The organism is Burkholderia pulmonis (assembly GCF_984667975.1).
The window spans coordinates 2,342,530-2,357,880 of sequence record NZ_OZ480186.1; the positions used below are offsets into that span (position 1 = coordinate 2,342,530).

A 15,351-nucleotide genomic window follows, 5' to 3' on the forward strand; every position below is an offset into this window, starting at 1 on the left:
CATGACCCTCGACTGGCTACATCTCGGCACCCTGATCCTGAGCATCCACGTGCTCGGGATCATTGCGGCATGCCACGCGATCATGAACACGCGCACGTCGCAGGGCGCGATCGCGTGGGCCGTCTCGCTCGCGGCGATGCCGTACCTGACGCTCATCCCGTACCTGTTCCTCGGCCGCAGCAAATTCTCCGGCTACGTCGACGCCCGGCGGCACGAACTGGAGATGTTGCGCACGCACACGCCGCGCTCGCCGTGGCGCACCGCCGACGCGACCGACGGGCCGGCCGCCGACGCGCTCGGCCAGGCGGCCGTGCTCGCACTCACGCGGCTCGGCGGCATGCCGTTCCTCGGCGGCAACTCGGTGCGCACGCTCGTCAACGGCGACGCGACGTTCTCCGCGATCCTGGCGGCGATCGACGCGGCGCGCGACTACGTGCTCGTGCAGTTCTTCATCGTGCGCGACGACGCGCTCGGCCGGATGCTGCGCGACTCGCTGCTCGCACGCGCGGCGGCCGGCGTGCGCTGCTGCCTGCTGTACGACAGCATCGGCAGCTTCGACCTGCCCCATCGTTACGTCGACACCCTGCGCCGGGGCGGTGTCGAGATCCATCCGTTCGCGACCAACCGGAAGTTCGTCAACCGCTTCCAGCTGAACTTCCGCAACCACCGCAAGATCGTCGTCGTCGACGGCAATCTTGCGTTCGTCGGCGGCCACAACGTCGGTGTCGAGTATCTCGGTGCGAAACCGCGCCTGTCGCCATGGCGCGACACGCACATCGAGATCCGCGGCCCCGTGGTCGCGAGCATCCAGTACGTATTCGCCGAAGACTGGCACTGGGCGACGCAGAAGCTGCCGCCCATCGCACTGCCGTCGCCCGCGCAGCCCGGCGACGGCATGCATTGCCTCGCGGTGCCGATGGGGCCGGCCGACAAGCAGGAAACCGGCTCGCTGTTCTTCGTCGAATCGATCAATGCCGCACGCGAGCGGGTGTGGATCACCACGCCGTACCTCGTTCCCGACGAAGCCGTGATCTCCGCGCTGAAACTCGCGGTGATGCGCGGCGTCGACGTGCGCATCCTGATTCCGAGCCGGCGCGATCACTACGTGGTGTTCGAGGCGTCGAAGCTGTACGCACGCGACCTCGTCGATGCGGGCGTGAAGGTGTTCCGCTACCGGCCCGGCTTCCTGCACCAGAAAGTCGTGCTGATCGACCGCATCGCGGCGGCGATCGGCAGCGCGAACCTCGACAACCGCTCATTCCGCCTCAATTTCGAGGTGATGGTGCTGACCGTCGACCGAGCGTTCGCGGGCGAAGTCGAGACGATGCTCGATGCCGACTTCGCGCAGGCGTACGAGGTCGACGCGAACGAGTACCGCCAGTCACCCGCGTGGCGGCGCATCGCGATGCACGTCGCGCGGCTGTTCGCGCCGATCCTGTAGCGGCCCGGGCGACGGCAGCGCCGGCGCAATCCACACCGGCGCTGCCGTCGCCACGCCCTCACAGCAGCTTGTCGATATCCGCGGCGATTTCGTCGGGCTTGGTCGACGGCGCGTAGCGTTTGACGATGCGCCCTTCGCGGTCGACCAGGAATTTCGTGAAATTCCACTTGATCGCCTTGAGGCCGAGGATGCCGGGCGCCTCGTCGGTCAGGTAGCGATACAGCGGATGCGCGTGGTCGCCCTTCACGTCGATCTTCGCGAACATCGGGAACGTGACGCCGTAGTTGCGCTCGCAGAACGCGCCAATCTGCGCGGCATCGCCCGGCTCCTGCTTGCCGAACTGGTTGCACGGGAAGCCGAGCACGGAAAAGTCGCGCGCCGCGTACTGGTCGTACAGCTTCTGCAGGCCCGCGTACTGCGGCGTGAAACCGCACTCGCTCGCGGTGTTGACGATCAGCAGCACCTTGCCGCGATACGCGTCGAGCGAGACCGGCGCACCGGCAAGCGTCTCCGCACTGAACGAATACAGGGTGGACATCGGGCACTCCTTTTACGAAACCGGATCGACGTGGAGTCTAGGCGAAATCGGGCCGTTGTGACATCCGCCGAGCGGCCGATACCCGGCGTGACCCGCGCGCAGTCTAGAATAGCGGTTTTGGCCAGTCATTTCCGCCGTGATCCGTTTCAATCAGTTCAGCCTTGCACGCGGCACCAAGCCGCTGTTCGAGTCGACCTCGTTCGTGCTCAATCCCGGCGAGAAAGCCGGCCTGATCGGCGCCAACGGCGCCGGCAAGTCGACGCTGTTCTCGGTCCTGCGCGGCGAGCTGCACTCCGACGCCGGCGATTTCTCGATGCCGCCGTCGTGGCGGATCGCCCATGTGTCGCAGGAAACGCCCGCCGTCGATCGCTCCGCGCTCGACTACACGCTCGACGGCGATACCGCGCTGCGCGAGATCGAGGCGCGCATCGCCGCCGCCTCGGCCGCGCACGACGGCGCCGCCGAAGCCGACGCGCATGCGGCATTCGCCGACGCCGACGGCTACACCGCGCCGGCCCGCGCCGAAGCGCTGCTGCTCGGTCTCGGCTTCACGCTCGCGCAGACGCGCGAATCGGTCGCCAGCTTCTCCGGCGGCTGGCGCATGCGCCTGAACCTCGCGCAGGCGCTGATGTGCCGTTCCGACCTGCTGCTGCTCGACGAACCGACGAACCACCTCGACCTCGATGCGATCGTCTGGCTCGAAGACTGGCTGCACCGCTACCCTGGCACGCTCGTCGTGATTTCGCACGACCGCGAATTCCTCGATTCGATCTGCAACGTCACTCTGCATCTGGAAAACCGCCAGGTGAAGCGCTACGGCGGCAACTACTCGCAGTTCGAAGTGCTGCGCGCGCAGCAACTGGCGCTGCAGCAAAGCGCATACGAGAAGCAGCAGAAGACGATCGAGCACCTGCAGAGCTTCGTCGACCGCTTCAAGGCCAAGGCGACCAAGGCCAAGCAGGCGCAAAGCCGGATGAAGGCGCTCGAGAAGATGGAGCTGATCGCGCCCGCGCACATCGCGTCGCCGTTTACGTTCGAATTCCGTACGCCCGATGCCGCACCGAACCCGATGATGGTGATGGAAGACGTCCGCTGCGGCTACCATGCCGACGGCGGCGCGGAAATCCCGATCGTCGAGCGCGTCGCACTGTCGATCCAGAACGGGCAGCGCATCGGCCTGCTCGGCGCGAACGGCCAGGGCAAGTCGACGCTGATCAAGACGCTGGCCGGCACGCTCGCGCCGCTGTCGGGGCACGTCCGCGACGGCAAGGGGCTGACGATCGGCTATTTCGCACAGCACCAGCTCGAAACGCTGCGCGAGGACGATTCGGCGCTCGCGCATCTGGCGCGGCTCGCGCCCGACACGCGCGAGCAGGAACTGCGCGACTTCCTCGGCGGCTTCAATTTCTCGGGCGACATGGCGACCAGCCCGGTCGGGCCGTTCTCGGGCGGCGAAAAAGCCCGCCTCGCGCTTGCGCTGATCATCTGGCAGAAGCCGAACCTGCTGCTGCTCGACGAACCGACGAACCACCTCGACCTCGAAACGCGCCACGCGCTGACGATGGCGCTCGCGCAGTTCGAAGGCACGCTGATCCTCGTGTCGCACGATCGCCACCTGCTGCGCGCGACGACCGACCAGTTCATGCTGGTCGCGAAACACCGTCTGCAGCCGTTCGACGGCGACCTCGACGACTACCGCGACTGGCTGCTGCAGCACGCGGCCGAGCAGCGCGCGGCCGCGAAGGCCGACAGCGCGGCGGCCGCGGGTGCCGATCCGGGTATCAACCGCAAGGATCAGAAGCGCCAGGCGGCCGAGGAACGCCAGCGGCTGTCGCAGTTGAAGAAGCCGCTGCAGAACCGCATCACGAAGCTCGAAAAGGAAATGGAAACGCTGCACGCGGAGAAGGCGCGTCTCGACGCGTTCGCCGCCGATCCGGCGAGCTACGAGGCCGCGCGCAAGACGGAACTGACCGAAGCGATCCGCAAGCTCGGCGAGGTCAATGCCCGGCTCGAGACGGTCGAGGCCGACTGGCTCGCGTTGCATGAAGAACTCGAACAGATCGGCTGAACACGGCCGTCCGTCGATCGCCTCATCAGCGGCGCGACGCGTCGGGGGTTCGGAAGTCAGCAACCCGCGAACCCGCCCGGCCATGCCGGCCCCGGAAACGACAAGGCCGGGCGCCCTGGCCCGGCCTCTTTGTCATTGTTGCGTATGGCGTCGTTGCGTCGGCCGCATGCCGGCCGCGCCGTTCGCTCAACGCCGCGGCAGCGTGTCGCGCGGCATCTGCTCGTCGTCGCCCATCAGGTGCCGGCGCCCTTCGGTCGGCCGGCGGATCGCCGCGGCGACTTCCGCTTCCGTCACGTCCTCCGACACGACCTTGCGCGCCAGGCGCCCTTCGTCGTCGATCCATTCGACGATCCGGCATCCGCCGCCCCACGGCCGGAGAATCGGCTCCGACACGCGGCAGCCGCGCAGGTTGTAAAGGCCTCCGCCCGGCGCTTCCCCATACGATTTCAACATAGGTTCCCTTCGCATTGCGCGGTTCGACAATCCGGCAAAGGATAGGGAAAAGCAATGTCCGGCGGGTTACAGAAGCCTACATATTCTTTACAACGAATTACGCACCAGATCACCGGCAGGCCCGGCCCGCGTGCCTGCCCGGCCGATCACTCGAGATCGCGCACGCGGTCGATCGCCTGTTCGAGCCGATCGACGGCCATCACGTTCAACCCTTCGATCGGCTGTTTCGGCGCATTCGCCTTCGGAATCAACGCGGACGTGAAACCGAGCTTCGCCGCTTCGCGTAGCCGCTCCTGCCCGCGCGGGGACGGCCGGATCTCGCCCGCCAGCCCCACTTCGCCGAACACGATCAGCCCTTTCGGCAGCGCCTTGTTGCGCATCGACGAGTGGATCGCGAGCAGCACCGCAAGGTCGGCGGCCGGCTCGGTAATCTTCACGCCGCCCACCGCATTGAGGAACACGTCCTGGTCGAAGCACGCAATGCCCGCGTGCCGGTGCAGCACCGCGAGCAGCATCGCGAGCCGGTTCTGCTCGAGGCCGACCGCGAGCCGGCGCGGGTTTGGCACGTGTGCGGTATCCACGAGCGCCTGGACTTCGACGAGCAGCGGGCGCGTGCCTTCCTGCGTGACGAGCACGCACGAGCCGGGCACGACCTGCTCGTGCTGCGACAGGAACAGCGCGGACGGATTCGCGACGCCGCGCAGCCCGCGCTCGGTCATCGCGAACACGCCGAGCTCGTTGACCGCGCCGAAGCGGTTCTTGAACGCACGCACGAGCCGGAACGACGAATGCGTGTCGCCCTCGAAGTACAGCACGGTGTCGACGATGTGTTCGAGCACGCGCGGGCCGGCCAGATTGCCCTCCTTCGTCACGTGCCCGACCATGATGATCGCGGTGCCCGACTGTTTCGCGATGCGCGTGAGCTGCGCCGCGCATTCGCGCACCTGCGCGACCGAGCCCGGCGCCGAGGTGAGCGCTTCCGAATAGACGGTCTGGATCGAGTCGATGACGGCCACGTCCGGCCGCTCCGTGTCGATCGCGGCCTGGATCTTCTCGAGCTGGATCTCGGCGAGCAACTTCAGCTCCTCGGCCGGCGTACCGCCGTCGAGCAGTGCGAGCCGTTGCGCGCGCAACGCGATCTGCGCAGCCGACTCCTCGCCGCTGATATAGAGTGCGCGCCGCTCGTTCGCGATGTCCGCGAGCGACTGCAGCAGCAGCGTCGATTTGCCGATGCCCGGATCACCGCCGATCAGCACGACGCCGCCCGGCACCAGCCCGCCGCCGAGCACGCGGTCGAATTCGCCGATGCCGGTCGAGAAGCGCGGCACGTCGGCCGCCTCGATGTCGACGAGGCGCTGCACGGGCGCCCGCTTCGCGAGCGACTGGAAGCGATGGGCCGCCGGCGATTCGGCGACCGACTCGACGAGCGTGTTCCAGGCCTGGCATGACGGGCACTGGCCCTGCCACTTCGGGGTTTGTCCGCCGCACTCGCTGCAGACGTAAACGGTTTTCTGTTTGGCCACGCGCGACGCCCTTATTCCGCCCGCACGGGCACGCGGCCGGCGACCGCGCACATCAGCTCGTAACCGATCGTGCCGCAATGGCGCGCGACGTCGTCGATCGGCAGCGCGTTGCCCCACAGCTCGACCCGCGCACCGACGCCGGCCTGCGGGCACGGGGTCAGGTCGACGGTAATCATGTCCATCGACACGCGGCCGACGATCCGCGTGCGGATGCCGTCGACGATCACGGGCGTGCCTTCAGGCGCGACACGCGGATAGCCGTCCGCGTAGCCGCACGCGACGACGCCGATCCGCATCTGCGCCTGCGCGGAGAACGTCGAGCCATAGCCGATCGCCTGGCCCTTCGCGATCGTCTGCACGGCGATCAGCTCGGACGCGAGCGTCATCGCGGGTTTCAGCCCCGTGTCGGCGATGTCGGACGACAGCCCCGACGGCGACGCACCGTACAGCACGATCCCCGGCCGCACCCAGTCGAAGTGCGTGTCCGGATGCCACAGCACGGCCGCCGAGTTCGCGAGGCTGCGCGCGCCGGCGATGCTTTCCGCACCGCGCTCGAACGTCGCGAGCTGCTCGGCGACGCCGCGCTCGTTGTCCGCGTCCGAAAAATGGGTCATCAACGTGATCTGGCCGATGCCGGGGCACGCGCGGGCGCGCTCCCAGGCGGCGCGGTATTTCTCCGGCACGTAACCGAGCCGGTTCATCCCGCTGTTCATCTTGAGCTGCACGTTGACGGGCTTCGACAGCCGCGCCGTTTCCAGCATCCGCATCTGCTCGTCGTTGTGGACCGTCGTCGTCAGGCTGTAGCGATCGATCACGTCGATGTCGGTCGAGCGGAAGAAGCCTTCGAGCAGCAGGATCGGGCCGGCCCAGCCGAGCTCGCGCAGCTTCACGGCCTCGTCGAGGTCGAGCAGGCCGAAGCCGTCGGTGCCACGCAGGCCCGGAAACGCACGGGCGAGACCGTGGCCGTACGCGTTGGCCTTGACGACCGCCCAGACCTTGGACGGGCCGGCAAAGCGGCGGACGACGGAGAGATTGTTCGCGAGAGCGGCGGTGTGGATGGTGGCGGAGATCGGGCGCGGCATGGGAAATTTACGTAAAGACGCTTGCGAATCATCAGCTTACCGCGCCTTTTGAGCACCGAAGCCGACAATTTGCGGAACGATCGGGGAATCTTGCTAGTCCGAATTGGCGTATTTTCATGTTATAAAGCCGTGCGCACAACCCATTTCGAACGGAATAAGCCGATCGCATATCAGGCGGCCTACGCGGCCCTGCCGCAGCGACGAAAGCATCGCATCAGATGAAAAAAGGTTTTTACACCATCATGGCCGCGCAGTTTTTCTCGTCGCTGGCCGACAATGCGCTCCTCATCGCCGCCATCGCCCTGCTGAAAGACCTCCACGCTCCCAACTGGATGACACCGCTGCTGAAGCTGTTCTTCGTGTTGTCGTATGTGGTGTTGGCGGCGTATGTCGGTGCGTTCGCGGATTCGCGTCCGAAGGGTCGCGTGATGTTCATCACGAACTCGATCAAGGTGGTCGGCTGCATGATCATGCTGTTCGGCGCCCATCCGCTGATCGCCTACGGGATCGTCGGCTTCGGTGCGGCCGCCTACTCGCCCGCCAAATACGGGATTCTCACCGAGTTGCTGCCCGCCGACAGGCTGGTCGCCGCGAACGGCTGGATCGAAGGCACGACCGTCAGCTCGATCATCCTCGGCACCGTGCTCGGCGGTGCGCTGATCAGCCCGCACATCGCATCGCACGTGATCGCGCATACGCCCGACTGGATCGGCACGCCCGCCGAAGCGGCCATGGCGATCATCATGGCGATCTACGTGATCGCCGCGCTGTTCAACCTGCGCATTCCCGACACGGGCGCCCGCTATCCGAAGCAGCAGCGCGGCCCGGTCAGGCTCCTCACGGATTTCGCCGACTGCTTCATGGTGCTCTGGCGCGACAAGCTCGGCCAGATCTCGCTCGCGGTCACGACGCTGTTCTGGGGGGCGGGCGCGACGCTGCAGTTCATCGTGCTGAAGTGGGCCGAGGTGTCGCTCGGCATGTCGCTGTCGGAAGGCGCGATCCTGCAGGCCGTGGTCGCGGTCGGCGTCGCAGCCGGCGCGATTGCCGCCGCCGCGCGCATCCCGCTGAAGAAGTCGCTGACCGTGCTGCCCGTCGGCATCATCATGGGCATCGCGGTGATGCTGATGGCGTTCTACACGCGCGACCTGTTCCCGCCGCACTGGGCCGTGCACTTCGGCCACCTGCGCCTGCCGGTCTACCTGATCGTCGCGTACATCTTCCTGATCTGCGTCGGCGCGCTGTCGGGCTACTTCGTCGTGCCGATGAACGCGCTGCTGCAGCATCGCGGCCACGTGCTGTTGTCGGCCGGCCACTCGATCGCGGTGCAGAACTTCAACGAGAACCTGTCGGTGCTCGTGATGCTGTGCCTCTATGCGGTGCTCGTGTGGCTCGACGTGCCGGTCGGCGTCGTGATCGTGCTGTTCGGCACGTTCGTGTGCCTGACGATGTGGCTCGTGATGCGCCGTCACCAGGCGAACCAGCGCCAGTTCGACTCGGTCGCGCTGATCGGCGAATCGCGGCACTGACGCTACACTTTCCGTTTTCGTCCGCCGGCGCCGGTCTTCGAACCGGCGCGTTGCCCTCATGACGCACCCGATACCCAACATCCTGACGATCGCCGGCTCCGATTCGGGCGGCGGCGCAGGCATTCAGGCCGACCTGAAGACCTTTTCCGCGCTCGGCGCATACGGCGCCAGCGTGATCACCGCGCTGACCGCGCAGAACACGCGCGGCGTGACGGGCGTGCATGCGCCGGACGCCGCCTTCGTGACCGCGCAACTCGATGCGGTGTTCGACGACATCCGGATCGATGCGGTCAAGATCGGGATGCTCGCGAACGCCGCGATCGTGCGCGCGGTGGCCGACGCGCTGCGCCGTTATACGCCACGCTTCGTCGTGCTCGACACGGTGATGATCTCGAAGAGCTCGCACGCGCTGCTCGTGCCCGACGCCGTCGACGCGCTACGCGATGCGCTGCTGCCGCTCGCGACGGTCGTGACGCCGAACCTGCCCGAAGCGGCCGCGCTGCTGAACGATGTGCCCGCAACCACCGAAGACGACATGGTCCGGCAGGGGCAGGCACTGCTGCAGACGGGTGCACGCGCCGTGCTGATGAAAGGCGGCCACCTGCCCGACACGTCCGCAAGCCCCGACTGGCTCGTCGAGGCGACACGCACCGTGCGGCTGGACGGCGCGCGCGTGCCGGTCAGCAACACGCACGGCACCGGCTGCACGCTGTCGTCGGCGATCGCCGCGCTGCTGCCGCAGCAGCCCGATCTCGAAAGCGCGGTACGCGAAGCGAAGACCTACCTGACCGGCGCGATCACCGCGAGCGGCCACCTCGACGTCGGCCACGGCGTCGGCCCCGTCCATCACTTCCATCGCTGGTGGTAAACATCCGCTGACGCGGCGTCAGTGATCCTGCGCCGCGAAAGCCTGTGCACGCACCGGCCAGTCGTCCGGCACGACGAAGCCGCGCGCCGTTTCGCGCCACGTACCGTCACCGTCCCGTTCATGAATGCCGATCAATGCCGGAGCCTCGCGCGTCGTCAGCACGGGCGGCAGTTCCAGAGCGGCCGCCAGCGGCTCGGGTTCGAAGCCGGTATCGGCGGCGGCACGTCGCGGCGCCAGCCACGCGAGTCTCGGCAACACACCCCATGCGGCGCCGGGCTGCTGCGCGGCCGCCCACGCCGGCCACTGCGCGTGCGTCAGCCAGAAACCGCGCGGGTGATCCGGCGCGATCTCGGCTGACACCGGCGGCAACGGCGCGCCGTGCAGATAGAACAGCCAGCCCTTGATGAACATCTGCGCGTCGGACGGTGCGCCGTAGCCCAGGCGCGCAAAGCCGTCGTGTTCGCCGAGCCGCAACTGGTGATCGAGCAGCCGGCGGCGCTTGCGGTCGAACCGGTCGACGAGATTGGGACCGACGAAATCGGCGAGCGACGCGCCGCCGCATACCGGCGCGCACAGATAGCACTTCACCGCGAGTTCCCAGTGCAGGCGCTGCCCGTCCGGCGCATCGACGAGAAAATCGACCTCGCCGAGCGTCTTGCCATTGCTGCGCAGCGGCAGATTGGCCGCGACGAGCCGCAGCGACGGGCCGTGCATGAGGAAATACTCGAGCAGGCATTCGGCGTAACGGCCGAGCCGCGCGGGCCGGAACCCGTCGAGCGCGCGATGCAGCGGCTCGGGCTGCACATCGAGCGCCGCGAGCCAGGCTTCGACTGTCGACCGTCCGGCCGCATCCGGCCACGGGCGCGCCAGCGGCGCGCCCGGCACCGCGGTGAGCAGGCTCGGGCTGGCCAGCAGCCAGCCGAGATCGCGAACCGCGGCGTCATGCAGCGTATCGACGAATGCGAACGCCGCGCCGCTCGTCATTGACCGGCCGGGCCGTTCGCGTCGGCGCCTTCCGCACGCTGGAACGTGTCGCGCGCGAGACACAGGTCGGCCCACGCCTTCGACTTGTCCTGCAGGCTGCGCAACAGGTATGCCGGGTGGTAGGTGACGATCACCGGCACGCCTTCGTACACGTGCACGCGGCCACGCAGCGACGCGATGCTCGCATCCGTCTTCAGCAGCGTCTGGGCCGCAAAACGGCCGAGCGCGACGATCAGCTTCGGCTTGACGAGCGCGACCTGGCGCTGCAGATAGGGCTCGCAGCTCGCGACCTCGTCCGGCTCGGGGTTGCGGTTGCCGGGCGGCCGGCACTTGATCACGTTCGCGATGTACACGTTGTCGCCGCGCTTGAGCGACAGCGACTGCAGCATGTTGTCGAGCAGCTTGCCGGCCTGGCCGACGAACGGCTCGCCCTGCTTGTCCTCGTTCTCGCCCGGCGCTTCGCCGATCAGCATCCAGTCCGCTTCGCGGTCGCCGACGCCGAATACGGTGTTGGTCCGCTTCTCGCACAGACGGCACAGCGTGCAGTCGGCCACGCGCGCGGCCAGCGCATCCCAGTCGAGCTCGGCAACCGGCGAGCCGGCGGGGCGCGATTCGGCCGCCGGTACGAAATCGCCCGGCGGCGCCGCATCGAACCAGGCGAAATCGTCGGCGCCGGCCGGCGGTGCGTCGTCCATCGGCGGCATCGCATCGATCGATGCGGCCGGCGCAGGTGCCGCGGGCACGCGATCGCGCTCGGTGCCACGGCGCGCCGATGTATCCGGCTCGCGAGCCGGCGTCGCATCGACGGTACGTGCAACCGCTGGCGATGCATCGTCGTGCACCGCCGTACGCACCGGGCGCACCGGCCGCTCGGCCGTGCCGGCGGGCACGCCGTCGGCCGCACCGGTTTGCGCCGCGACCGGTGCTTCGGCTGCCGTGCCTTCGTCCGCGCGCTGCCCGCGCCGCACCCAGATCTGCGCGAGGCCCAGTTCCTCGAGCGCCGCTTCAGCCCACGCCATGCGCGTCCCCCTCATCCTTGTTCAGCGTCAGACGCATCACGATTGCGTCCTCCCGGCTGCGATGCTTTGCCGGATAGTAGTTCTTGCGCCGGCCGATCGTCACGAAGCCGAAGCGCTCGTACAGATGGACCGCGCGCGGATTGGACGGCCGTACTTCGAGCAGCACGCCGTCGAGCCGCTCCGCCCGCGAAATGCGCACCGCCTCGCGCAGCAGCGCGAGACCCGCGCCCGCATGCTGCGCGGCCGGCGCGACGCACAGGTTCAGCAAATGCATCTCGTCGACCACGGGCATCAGCACGCAATAGCCGACGAGCGCGCCCGTCACGTGCCGCAGGCACACGCCCAGGTAGCCGTTGCGCAGCGAATCCTCGAAGTTGCCGCGGCTCCACGGGAATTCATACGCGACCTGCTCGATCGCCACGACCTCGTCGAGATCGGCGTCCGTCATCGGAGCCAGATAGCGGTCGCTCAGCAAAACACCCGTCATCCCTTCGCTCCGCCCGTCTGCGCGGCGCGTGCCGCGACGCGCTCGGCAGTCGTCTGCGCGACCTTGTCGCGCACGTATTCGGGCGCGGCCTGATCGGCCGGCACCGCACGCCCGGCGCCGAACGCGCGCAGCGCCGCATGGGCGACCGCCAGCGCATGCGGCATCGCGTCGGCGTCGATCGCCGCCGCGCGCGCGGCGGCCGGCAACTGCGCGCCGAACGCCGCCGCCGCATTGCCCGCGAGCGTGAACGGCACGTCGGGCACGGCGACGGCGCCCGGTGCGTCGAGCGACGCCGGATGCAGCGTGCGCCAGTCGCCCGTGCTGTCGTCCCATTCGAAATCGGCCCAGTAGGCTTCGTCCATCCGTGCGTCCAGCGCGGCCAGCACGCGGGTCGTGCCGGGCGTGCGCAGCCGCGCATGCTCGGCGCACGCGAGCAGCGTGCCGATCGGCACGACCGGCAACCCGCCGCCGAATGCGAGGCCCTGGGTAATGCCGGTCGCGGTGCGCAGGCCCGTGAACGAGCCGGGGCCCGCGCCGAACGCGATCGCGTCGCAGTCGGCAAGCGTCAGCCCGGATTCGGCGAAAAGTTCCTGGATCGCCGGCAGCACGCGCGTGCTCGACACGGCGCCCGTCGGTTCATGGCGGACCCAGGTTTGCGGGGTGGAAACGGCGTCATCGGCCTGGGCCGAGCGCAGCAGCGCGACCGAGCAGTATTCGGTCGACGTATCGATGGCGAGGAGCACTGTTTGCGTCATGGCCGACATTGTAATGCGGCGCCCCGCTCCCACGGGCGATCGGGCCCGATCTGTGCGCACACGCGGTGCCGGCGGCGGTTTGGAAGGATCGCTCGACCCCGCGCGACGGTCCGCTTGTTAAGATCGCCCGACTTGAAACCCTTACGGAGACACCCGATGAGCGAACTCACCGCCCAATTCGACCAGGCCCAGATCGACGTCAAGCAACTGACCGAGCGCCCTGGCAACCTGACCCTGCTGCGCCTGTATGCACTCTTCAAGCAGGCGACCGATGGCGATGCGCACGGCGACAAGCCGGGCTTCACCGACATCGTCGGCAAGTACAAGTACGACGCGTGGGACGCGCTGAAGGGCACGTCGCAGGATGCGGCAAAGCAACAGTACGTCGAACTCGTCGAATCGCTGAAAAACGGCACGGCTTCCTGACCGGATCGCCCCCCGTCGCAATAGGCAATCAAATCAGTGGCGCAGCGCAGCAAATTTCTTTATAATGCTGGCTGCGTCACCCCCCGCGCTCGGCTCCAAGCCGTTCCGGCAAGACGCCTCGTAGCGTTAAGCTCCAATCCGGTTTAGAACCTGTCCCCTCCTGCTTCGACCCTCGCGGTCGTCACTTATCAGGCTGGCGGCCCCGCTCCTGAAGCGCGCCGCACCCAAAACAGCTTCTAATGCCTCATCCGCCGAAGGTTCGGCGGATTGCACCCGTTTCCCGATTTGCTCGCTGAATCCGACGACTTGGGTATGCGCGATTGGCGCCGACGTTTCACCCACTGTGTTTCAAGGATTGTTATGACTTCGAGCATCAACACCAGCCCGCTCAACGCGATCGCCGACCAGGCGCTCGGTCTCGACGACGCCGCCGCACCGGCCGCGGTCGAACCGGCGTCGGACGAGCCGAGCTTCGCGTCGCTCGGGCTGTCGCCGGAGATCGTCTCCGCGCTGCAGGCCGCCGGCTACGTGAAGCCGACGCCGGTCCAGCAGCGCGCGATCCCGGCCGGCATCGCCGGCCGTGACCTGCTGGTGTCGAGCCCGACCGGCTCGGGCAAGACGGCTGCCTTCATGCTGCCCGCGATCGAACGTTTCGCGCAGCTCCAGAAAACGCTGGCGCAGCAACCGCGCGCGCCGCGTGAACCGAACCAGGGCGACCGCCGTGTGCGCCGCCCGCAACCCGTCGCGCGCCCGGGCCTGCTCGTGCTGACGCCGACCCGCGAACTCGCGATGCAGGTCACCACGGCCGCATCGACGTACGGCAAGCACCTGAAGCGCCTGCGCACGGTCAGCATCCTCGGCGGCGTCGCCTACGGCCAGCAGCTGATGCTCCTCGCGAAGAACCCGGAAATCCTGGTTGCGACGCCGGGCCGCCTGCTCGATCACCTCGAGCGCGGCCGCATCGACCTGTCGGAACTGAAGATGCTCGTGCTCGACGAAGCCGACCGCATGCTCGACATGGGCTTCATCGACGACATCGAAACGATCGTCGCCGCCACGCCCGAGTCGCGCCAGACGATGCTGTTCTCGGCCACGCTCGACGGCAAGATCGGTTCGCTGACGGGCCGCCTGCTGAAGGATCCGGAACGCATCGAGATCCAGCAGCGCCTCGAGTCGCGCGCAAACATCGCGCAGACGGTTCACTACGTCGACGACCGCGACCACAAGGATCGCCTGCTCGATCACCTGCTGCGCGACGACGCGCTCGACCAGGCGATCATCTTCACGGCGACCAAGATCGACGCCGACCAGCTCGCCGGCCGTCTTGCCGACGCAGGCTTCGAATCGGCCGCGCTGCACGGCGACCTGCCGCAGGGCGCGCGTAACCGCACGATCCGTGCGCTGCGCGAGCGCCGCGTGCGCGTGCTGGTTGCCACCGACGTCGCGGCACGCGGCATCGACATCCCGGGCATCACGCACGTGTTCAACTACGACCTGCCGAAGTTCGCGGAAGACTACGTGCACCGTATCGGTCGTACCGGCCGTGCGGGCCGTTCGGGCACGGCAGTGAGCCTCGTGCACCACGCCGAGCAAGGCGCGCTCAAGCGCATCGAGCGCTTCGTGCGTTCGCCGCTGCCGGTCAACGTGATCGAAGGTTTCGAGCCGCGCAAGGCGCCCCCGCGCAACGGCGGCAACGGCGGCCGCGGCCGTCCCGGCGGCGGTAACGGCGGTCGACGTTTCGGCGGCAAGCCGGGCGGCGGCTACGGCGGCAACAGCAACGGCAACGGCAATGGCCGCAGCTACGGCGGCGGCAATGGCGGTGGCTGGAGCGGCAAGCCGAGCGGCAGCCGTGACGGCGGTCCGCGTCGCGACGGCCAGCGCAGCGGCGGCCCGCGCCGCAGCAATTCGGCGTCGTAAGCACGCACGGGCGGCCCCGGCCGCCCCCGGATGGCTACGCCAATCCAGCCAACCGGCGCACTCGCGCCGGTTTTTTTCGCCCTGCGGCAAATTTCACGATGCGGGAAATTTTTTTGCGTCGTAAAAAATCATGCTGCACGGCACAACCCATCCGATTGCAGGATAGGAAAATCCATTTCTCATCTCGAAATGGAAATCTCAAGCCATTGATTAAAAACAACTAAAAAAATACGCGCTTCCTGAGGCAGCCCCTGTTTAGCGCCT

Annotated in this window: 14 protein-coding genes; 6 read left to right on the forward strand and 8 right to left on the reverse strand. The window is 67.8% G+C overall.

The genetic code is table 11. From position 1 onward, the window contains the following. Position 1: 1 nt before the first annotated feature. Positions 2-1,441, forward strand: a complete 1,440-nt coding sequence (gene cls, locus AC5LXK_RS10820) for a cardiolipin synthase (RefSeq protein ID WP_493388830.1) — start codon at positions 2-4, stop codon at positions 1,439-1,441. Between the two features lie 58 nt (positions 1,442-1,499). Here the strand turns inward: cls and AC5LXK_RS10825 are convergent, their stop codons facing one another. Next, a complete protein-coding gene (locus tag AC5LXK_RS10825) occupies positions 1,500-1,979 on the reverse strand; it encodes a glutathione peroxidase (protein ID WP_493388831.1) in 480 nt (159 codons plus the stop codon). A gap of 136 nt (positions 1,980-2,115) precedes the next feature. Here AC5LXK_RS10825 and AC5LXK_RS10830 point away from each other — a divergent pair, with 136 nt between their 5' ends. After that, positions 2,116-4,047, forward strand: a complete 1,932-nt coding sequence (locus AC5LXK_RS10830; protein ID WP_493388832.1) for an ATP-binding cassette domain-containing protein — start codon at positions 2,116-2,118, stop codon at positions 4,045-4,047. A gap of 186 nt (positions 4,048-4,233) precedes the next feature. Here the strand turns inward: AC5LXK_RS10830 and AC5LXK_RS10835 are convergent, their stop codons facing one another. The 3 genes from AC5LXK_RS10835 to alr form a co-directional block, all read right to left on the reverse strand. Continuing rightward, entirely contained in the window at positions 4,234-4,500 is a 267-nt protein-coding gene (locus AC5LXK_RS10835) for a DUF2866 domain-containing protein (RefSeq protein WP_493388833.1), read from the reverse strand. Positions 4,501-4,646: 146 nt separating this feature from the next. Continuing rightward, on the reverse strand, positions 4,647-6,023 hold the full coding sequence (gene radA / locus AC5LXK_RS10840) for a DNA repair protein RadA (RefSeq protein ID WP_493388834.1): 1,377 nt from the start codon (positions 6,021-6,023) through the stop codon (positions 4,647-4,649). An 11-nt stretch (positions 6,024-6,034) separates the two neighbouring features. Next, positions 6,035-7,105 (reverse strand): alanine racemase, encoded by a 1,071-nt coding sequence (alr, locus tag AC5LXK_RS10845; RefSeq protein WP_493388835.1) that lies wholly within the window; start codon positions 7,103-7,105, stop codon positions 6,035-6,037. A gap of 218 nt (positions 7,106-7,323) precedes the next feature. Between alr and lplT the strand changes: the two genes are divergently transcribed. Beyond that, the gene (gene lplT, locus AC5LXK_RS10850) at positions 7,324-8,631 is read left to right on the forward strand and encodes a lysophospholipid transporter LplT (RefSeq protein ID WP_493388836.1); all 1,308 of its coding nucleotides are present in this window, start codon (positions 7,324-7,326) and stop codon (positions 8,629-8,631) included. A 58-nt stretch (positions 8,632-8,689) separates the two neighbouring features. Beyond that, complete coding sequence (thiD, locus tag AC5LXK_RS10855) at positions 8,690-9,499, forward strand: bifunctional hydroxymethylpyrimidine kinase/phosphomethylpyrimidine kinase (protein ID WP_493388837.1); 810 nt, start codon at positions 8,690-8,692, stop codon at positions 9,497-9,499. Positions 9,500-9,517: 18 nt separating this feature from the next. On the opposite strand, the gene AC5LXK_RS10860 is transcribed toward thiD, so the two are convergent. From AC5LXK_RS10860 to tsaB, 4 genes are read right to left on the reverse strand one after another with little or no spacing between them, the layout of a single operon-like run. Then, positions 9,518-10,483, reverse strand: a complete 966-nt coding sequence (locus tag AC5LXK_RS10860) for a DUF1853 family protein (protein WP_493388838.1) — start codon at positions 10,481-10,483, stop codon at positions 9,518-9,520. Beyond that, the gene (locus AC5LXK_RS10865; RefSeq protein WP_493388839.1) at positions 10,480-11,502 is read right to left on the reverse strand and encodes a uracil-DNA glycosylase; all 1,023 of its coding nucleotides are present in this window, start codon (positions 11,500-11,502) and stop codon (positions 10,480-10,482) included. Before AC5LXK_RS10865 ends, AC5LXK_RS10860 begins: the two co-directional genes overlap by 4 nt. Then, the gene (rimI, locus tag AC5LXK_RS10870) at positions 11,489-11,989 is read right to left on the reverse strand and encodes a ribosomal protein S18-alanine N-acetyltransferase (RefSeq protein ID WP_493388840.1); all 501 of its coding nucleotides are present in this window, start codon (positions 11,987-11,989) and stop codon (positions 11,489-11,491) included. The genes AC5LXK_RS10865 and rimI overlap by 14 nt, the downstream gene beginning before the upstream one ends. Then, positions 11,986-12,753 carry a tRNA (adenosine(37)-N6)-threonylcarbamoyltransferase complex dimerization subunit type 1 TsaB gene (tsaB, locus tag AC5LXK_RS10875; RefSeq protein WP_493388841.1) on the reverse strand — a complete coding sequence of 256 codons (768 nt, stop codon included), beginning with the start codon at positions 12,751-12,753 and terminating at the stop codon, positions 11,986-11,988. The genes rimI and tsaB overlap by 4 nt, the downstream gene beginning before the upstream one ends. A gap of 147 nt (positions 12,754-12,900) precedes the next feature. Between tsaB and AC5LXK_RS10880 the strand changes: the two genes are divergently transcribed. Together AC5LXK_RS10880 and AC5LXK_RS10885 are read left to right on the forward strand one after the other, a co-directional pair. Further along, positions 12,901-13,170 (forward strand): acyl-CoA-binding protein, encoded by a 270-nt coding sequence (locus AC5LXK_RS10880; RefSeq protein WP_128850775.1) that lies wholly within the window; start codon positions 12,901-12,903, stop codon positions 13,168-13,170. Between the two features lie 360 nt (positions 13,171-13,530). Next, positions 13,531-15,087 (forward strand): DEAD/DEAH box helicase, encoded by a 1,557-nt coding sequence (locus tag AC5LXK_RS10885; RefSeq protein WP_493388842.1) that lies wholly within the window; start codon positions 13,531-13,533, stop codon positions 15,085-15,087. Positions 15,088-15,351 lie beyond the last annotated feature (264 nt).

Excerpts from the sequence above, each read along its gene's own strand:
- cls (WP_493388830.1), top strand. The coding sequence starts at position 2 with ATGACCCTCGACTGGCTACATCTCGGCACCCTGATCCTGAGCATCCAC.
- AC5LXK_RS10825 (WP_493388831.1), bottom strand. The coding sequence starts at position 1,979 with ATGTCCACCCTGTATTCGTTCAGTGCGGAGACGCTTGCCGGTGCGCCG.
- AC5LXK_RS10835 (WP_493388833.1), bottom strand. The coding sequence starts at position 4,500 with ATGTTGAAATCGTATGGGGAAGCGCCGGGCGGAGGCCTTTACAACCTG.
- alr (WP_493388835.1), bottom strand. The coding sequence starts at position 7,105 with ATGCCGCGCCCGATCTCCGCCACCATCCACACCGCCGCTCTCGCGAAC.
- lplT (WP_493388836.1), top strand. The coding sequence starts at position 7,324 with ATGAAAAAAGGTTTTTACACCATCATGGCCGCGCAGTTTTTCTCGTCG.
- thiD (WP_493388837.1), top strand. The coding sequence starts at position 8,690 with ATGACGCACCCGATACCCAACATCCTGACGATCGCCGGCTCCGATTCG.
- AC5LXK_RS10860 (WP_493388838.1), bottom strand. The coding sequence starts at position 10,483 with ATGACGAGCGGCGCGGCGTTCGCATTCGTCGATACGCTGCATGACGCC.
- AC5LXK_RS10865 (WP_493388839.1), bottom strand. The coding sequence starts at position 11,502 with ATGGCGTGGGCTGAAGCGGCGCTCGAGGAACTGGGCCTCGCGCAGATC.
- rimI (WP_493388840.1), bottom strand. The coding sequence starts at position 11,989 with ATGACGGGTGTTTTGCTGAGCGACCGCTATCTGGCTCCGATGACGGAC.
- tsaB (WP_493388841.1), bottom strand. The coding sequence starts at position 12,753 with ATGTCGGCCATGACGCAAACAGTGCTCCTCGCCATCGATACGTCGACC.
- AC5LXK_RS10880 (WP_128850775.1), top strand. The coding sequence starts at position 12,901 with ATGAGCGAACTCACCGCCCAATTCGACCAGGCCCAGATCGACGTCAAG.
- AC5LXK_RS10885 (WP_493388842.1), top strand. The coding sequence starts at position 13,531 with ATGACTTCGAGCATCAACACCAGCCCGCTCAACGCGATCGCCGACCAG.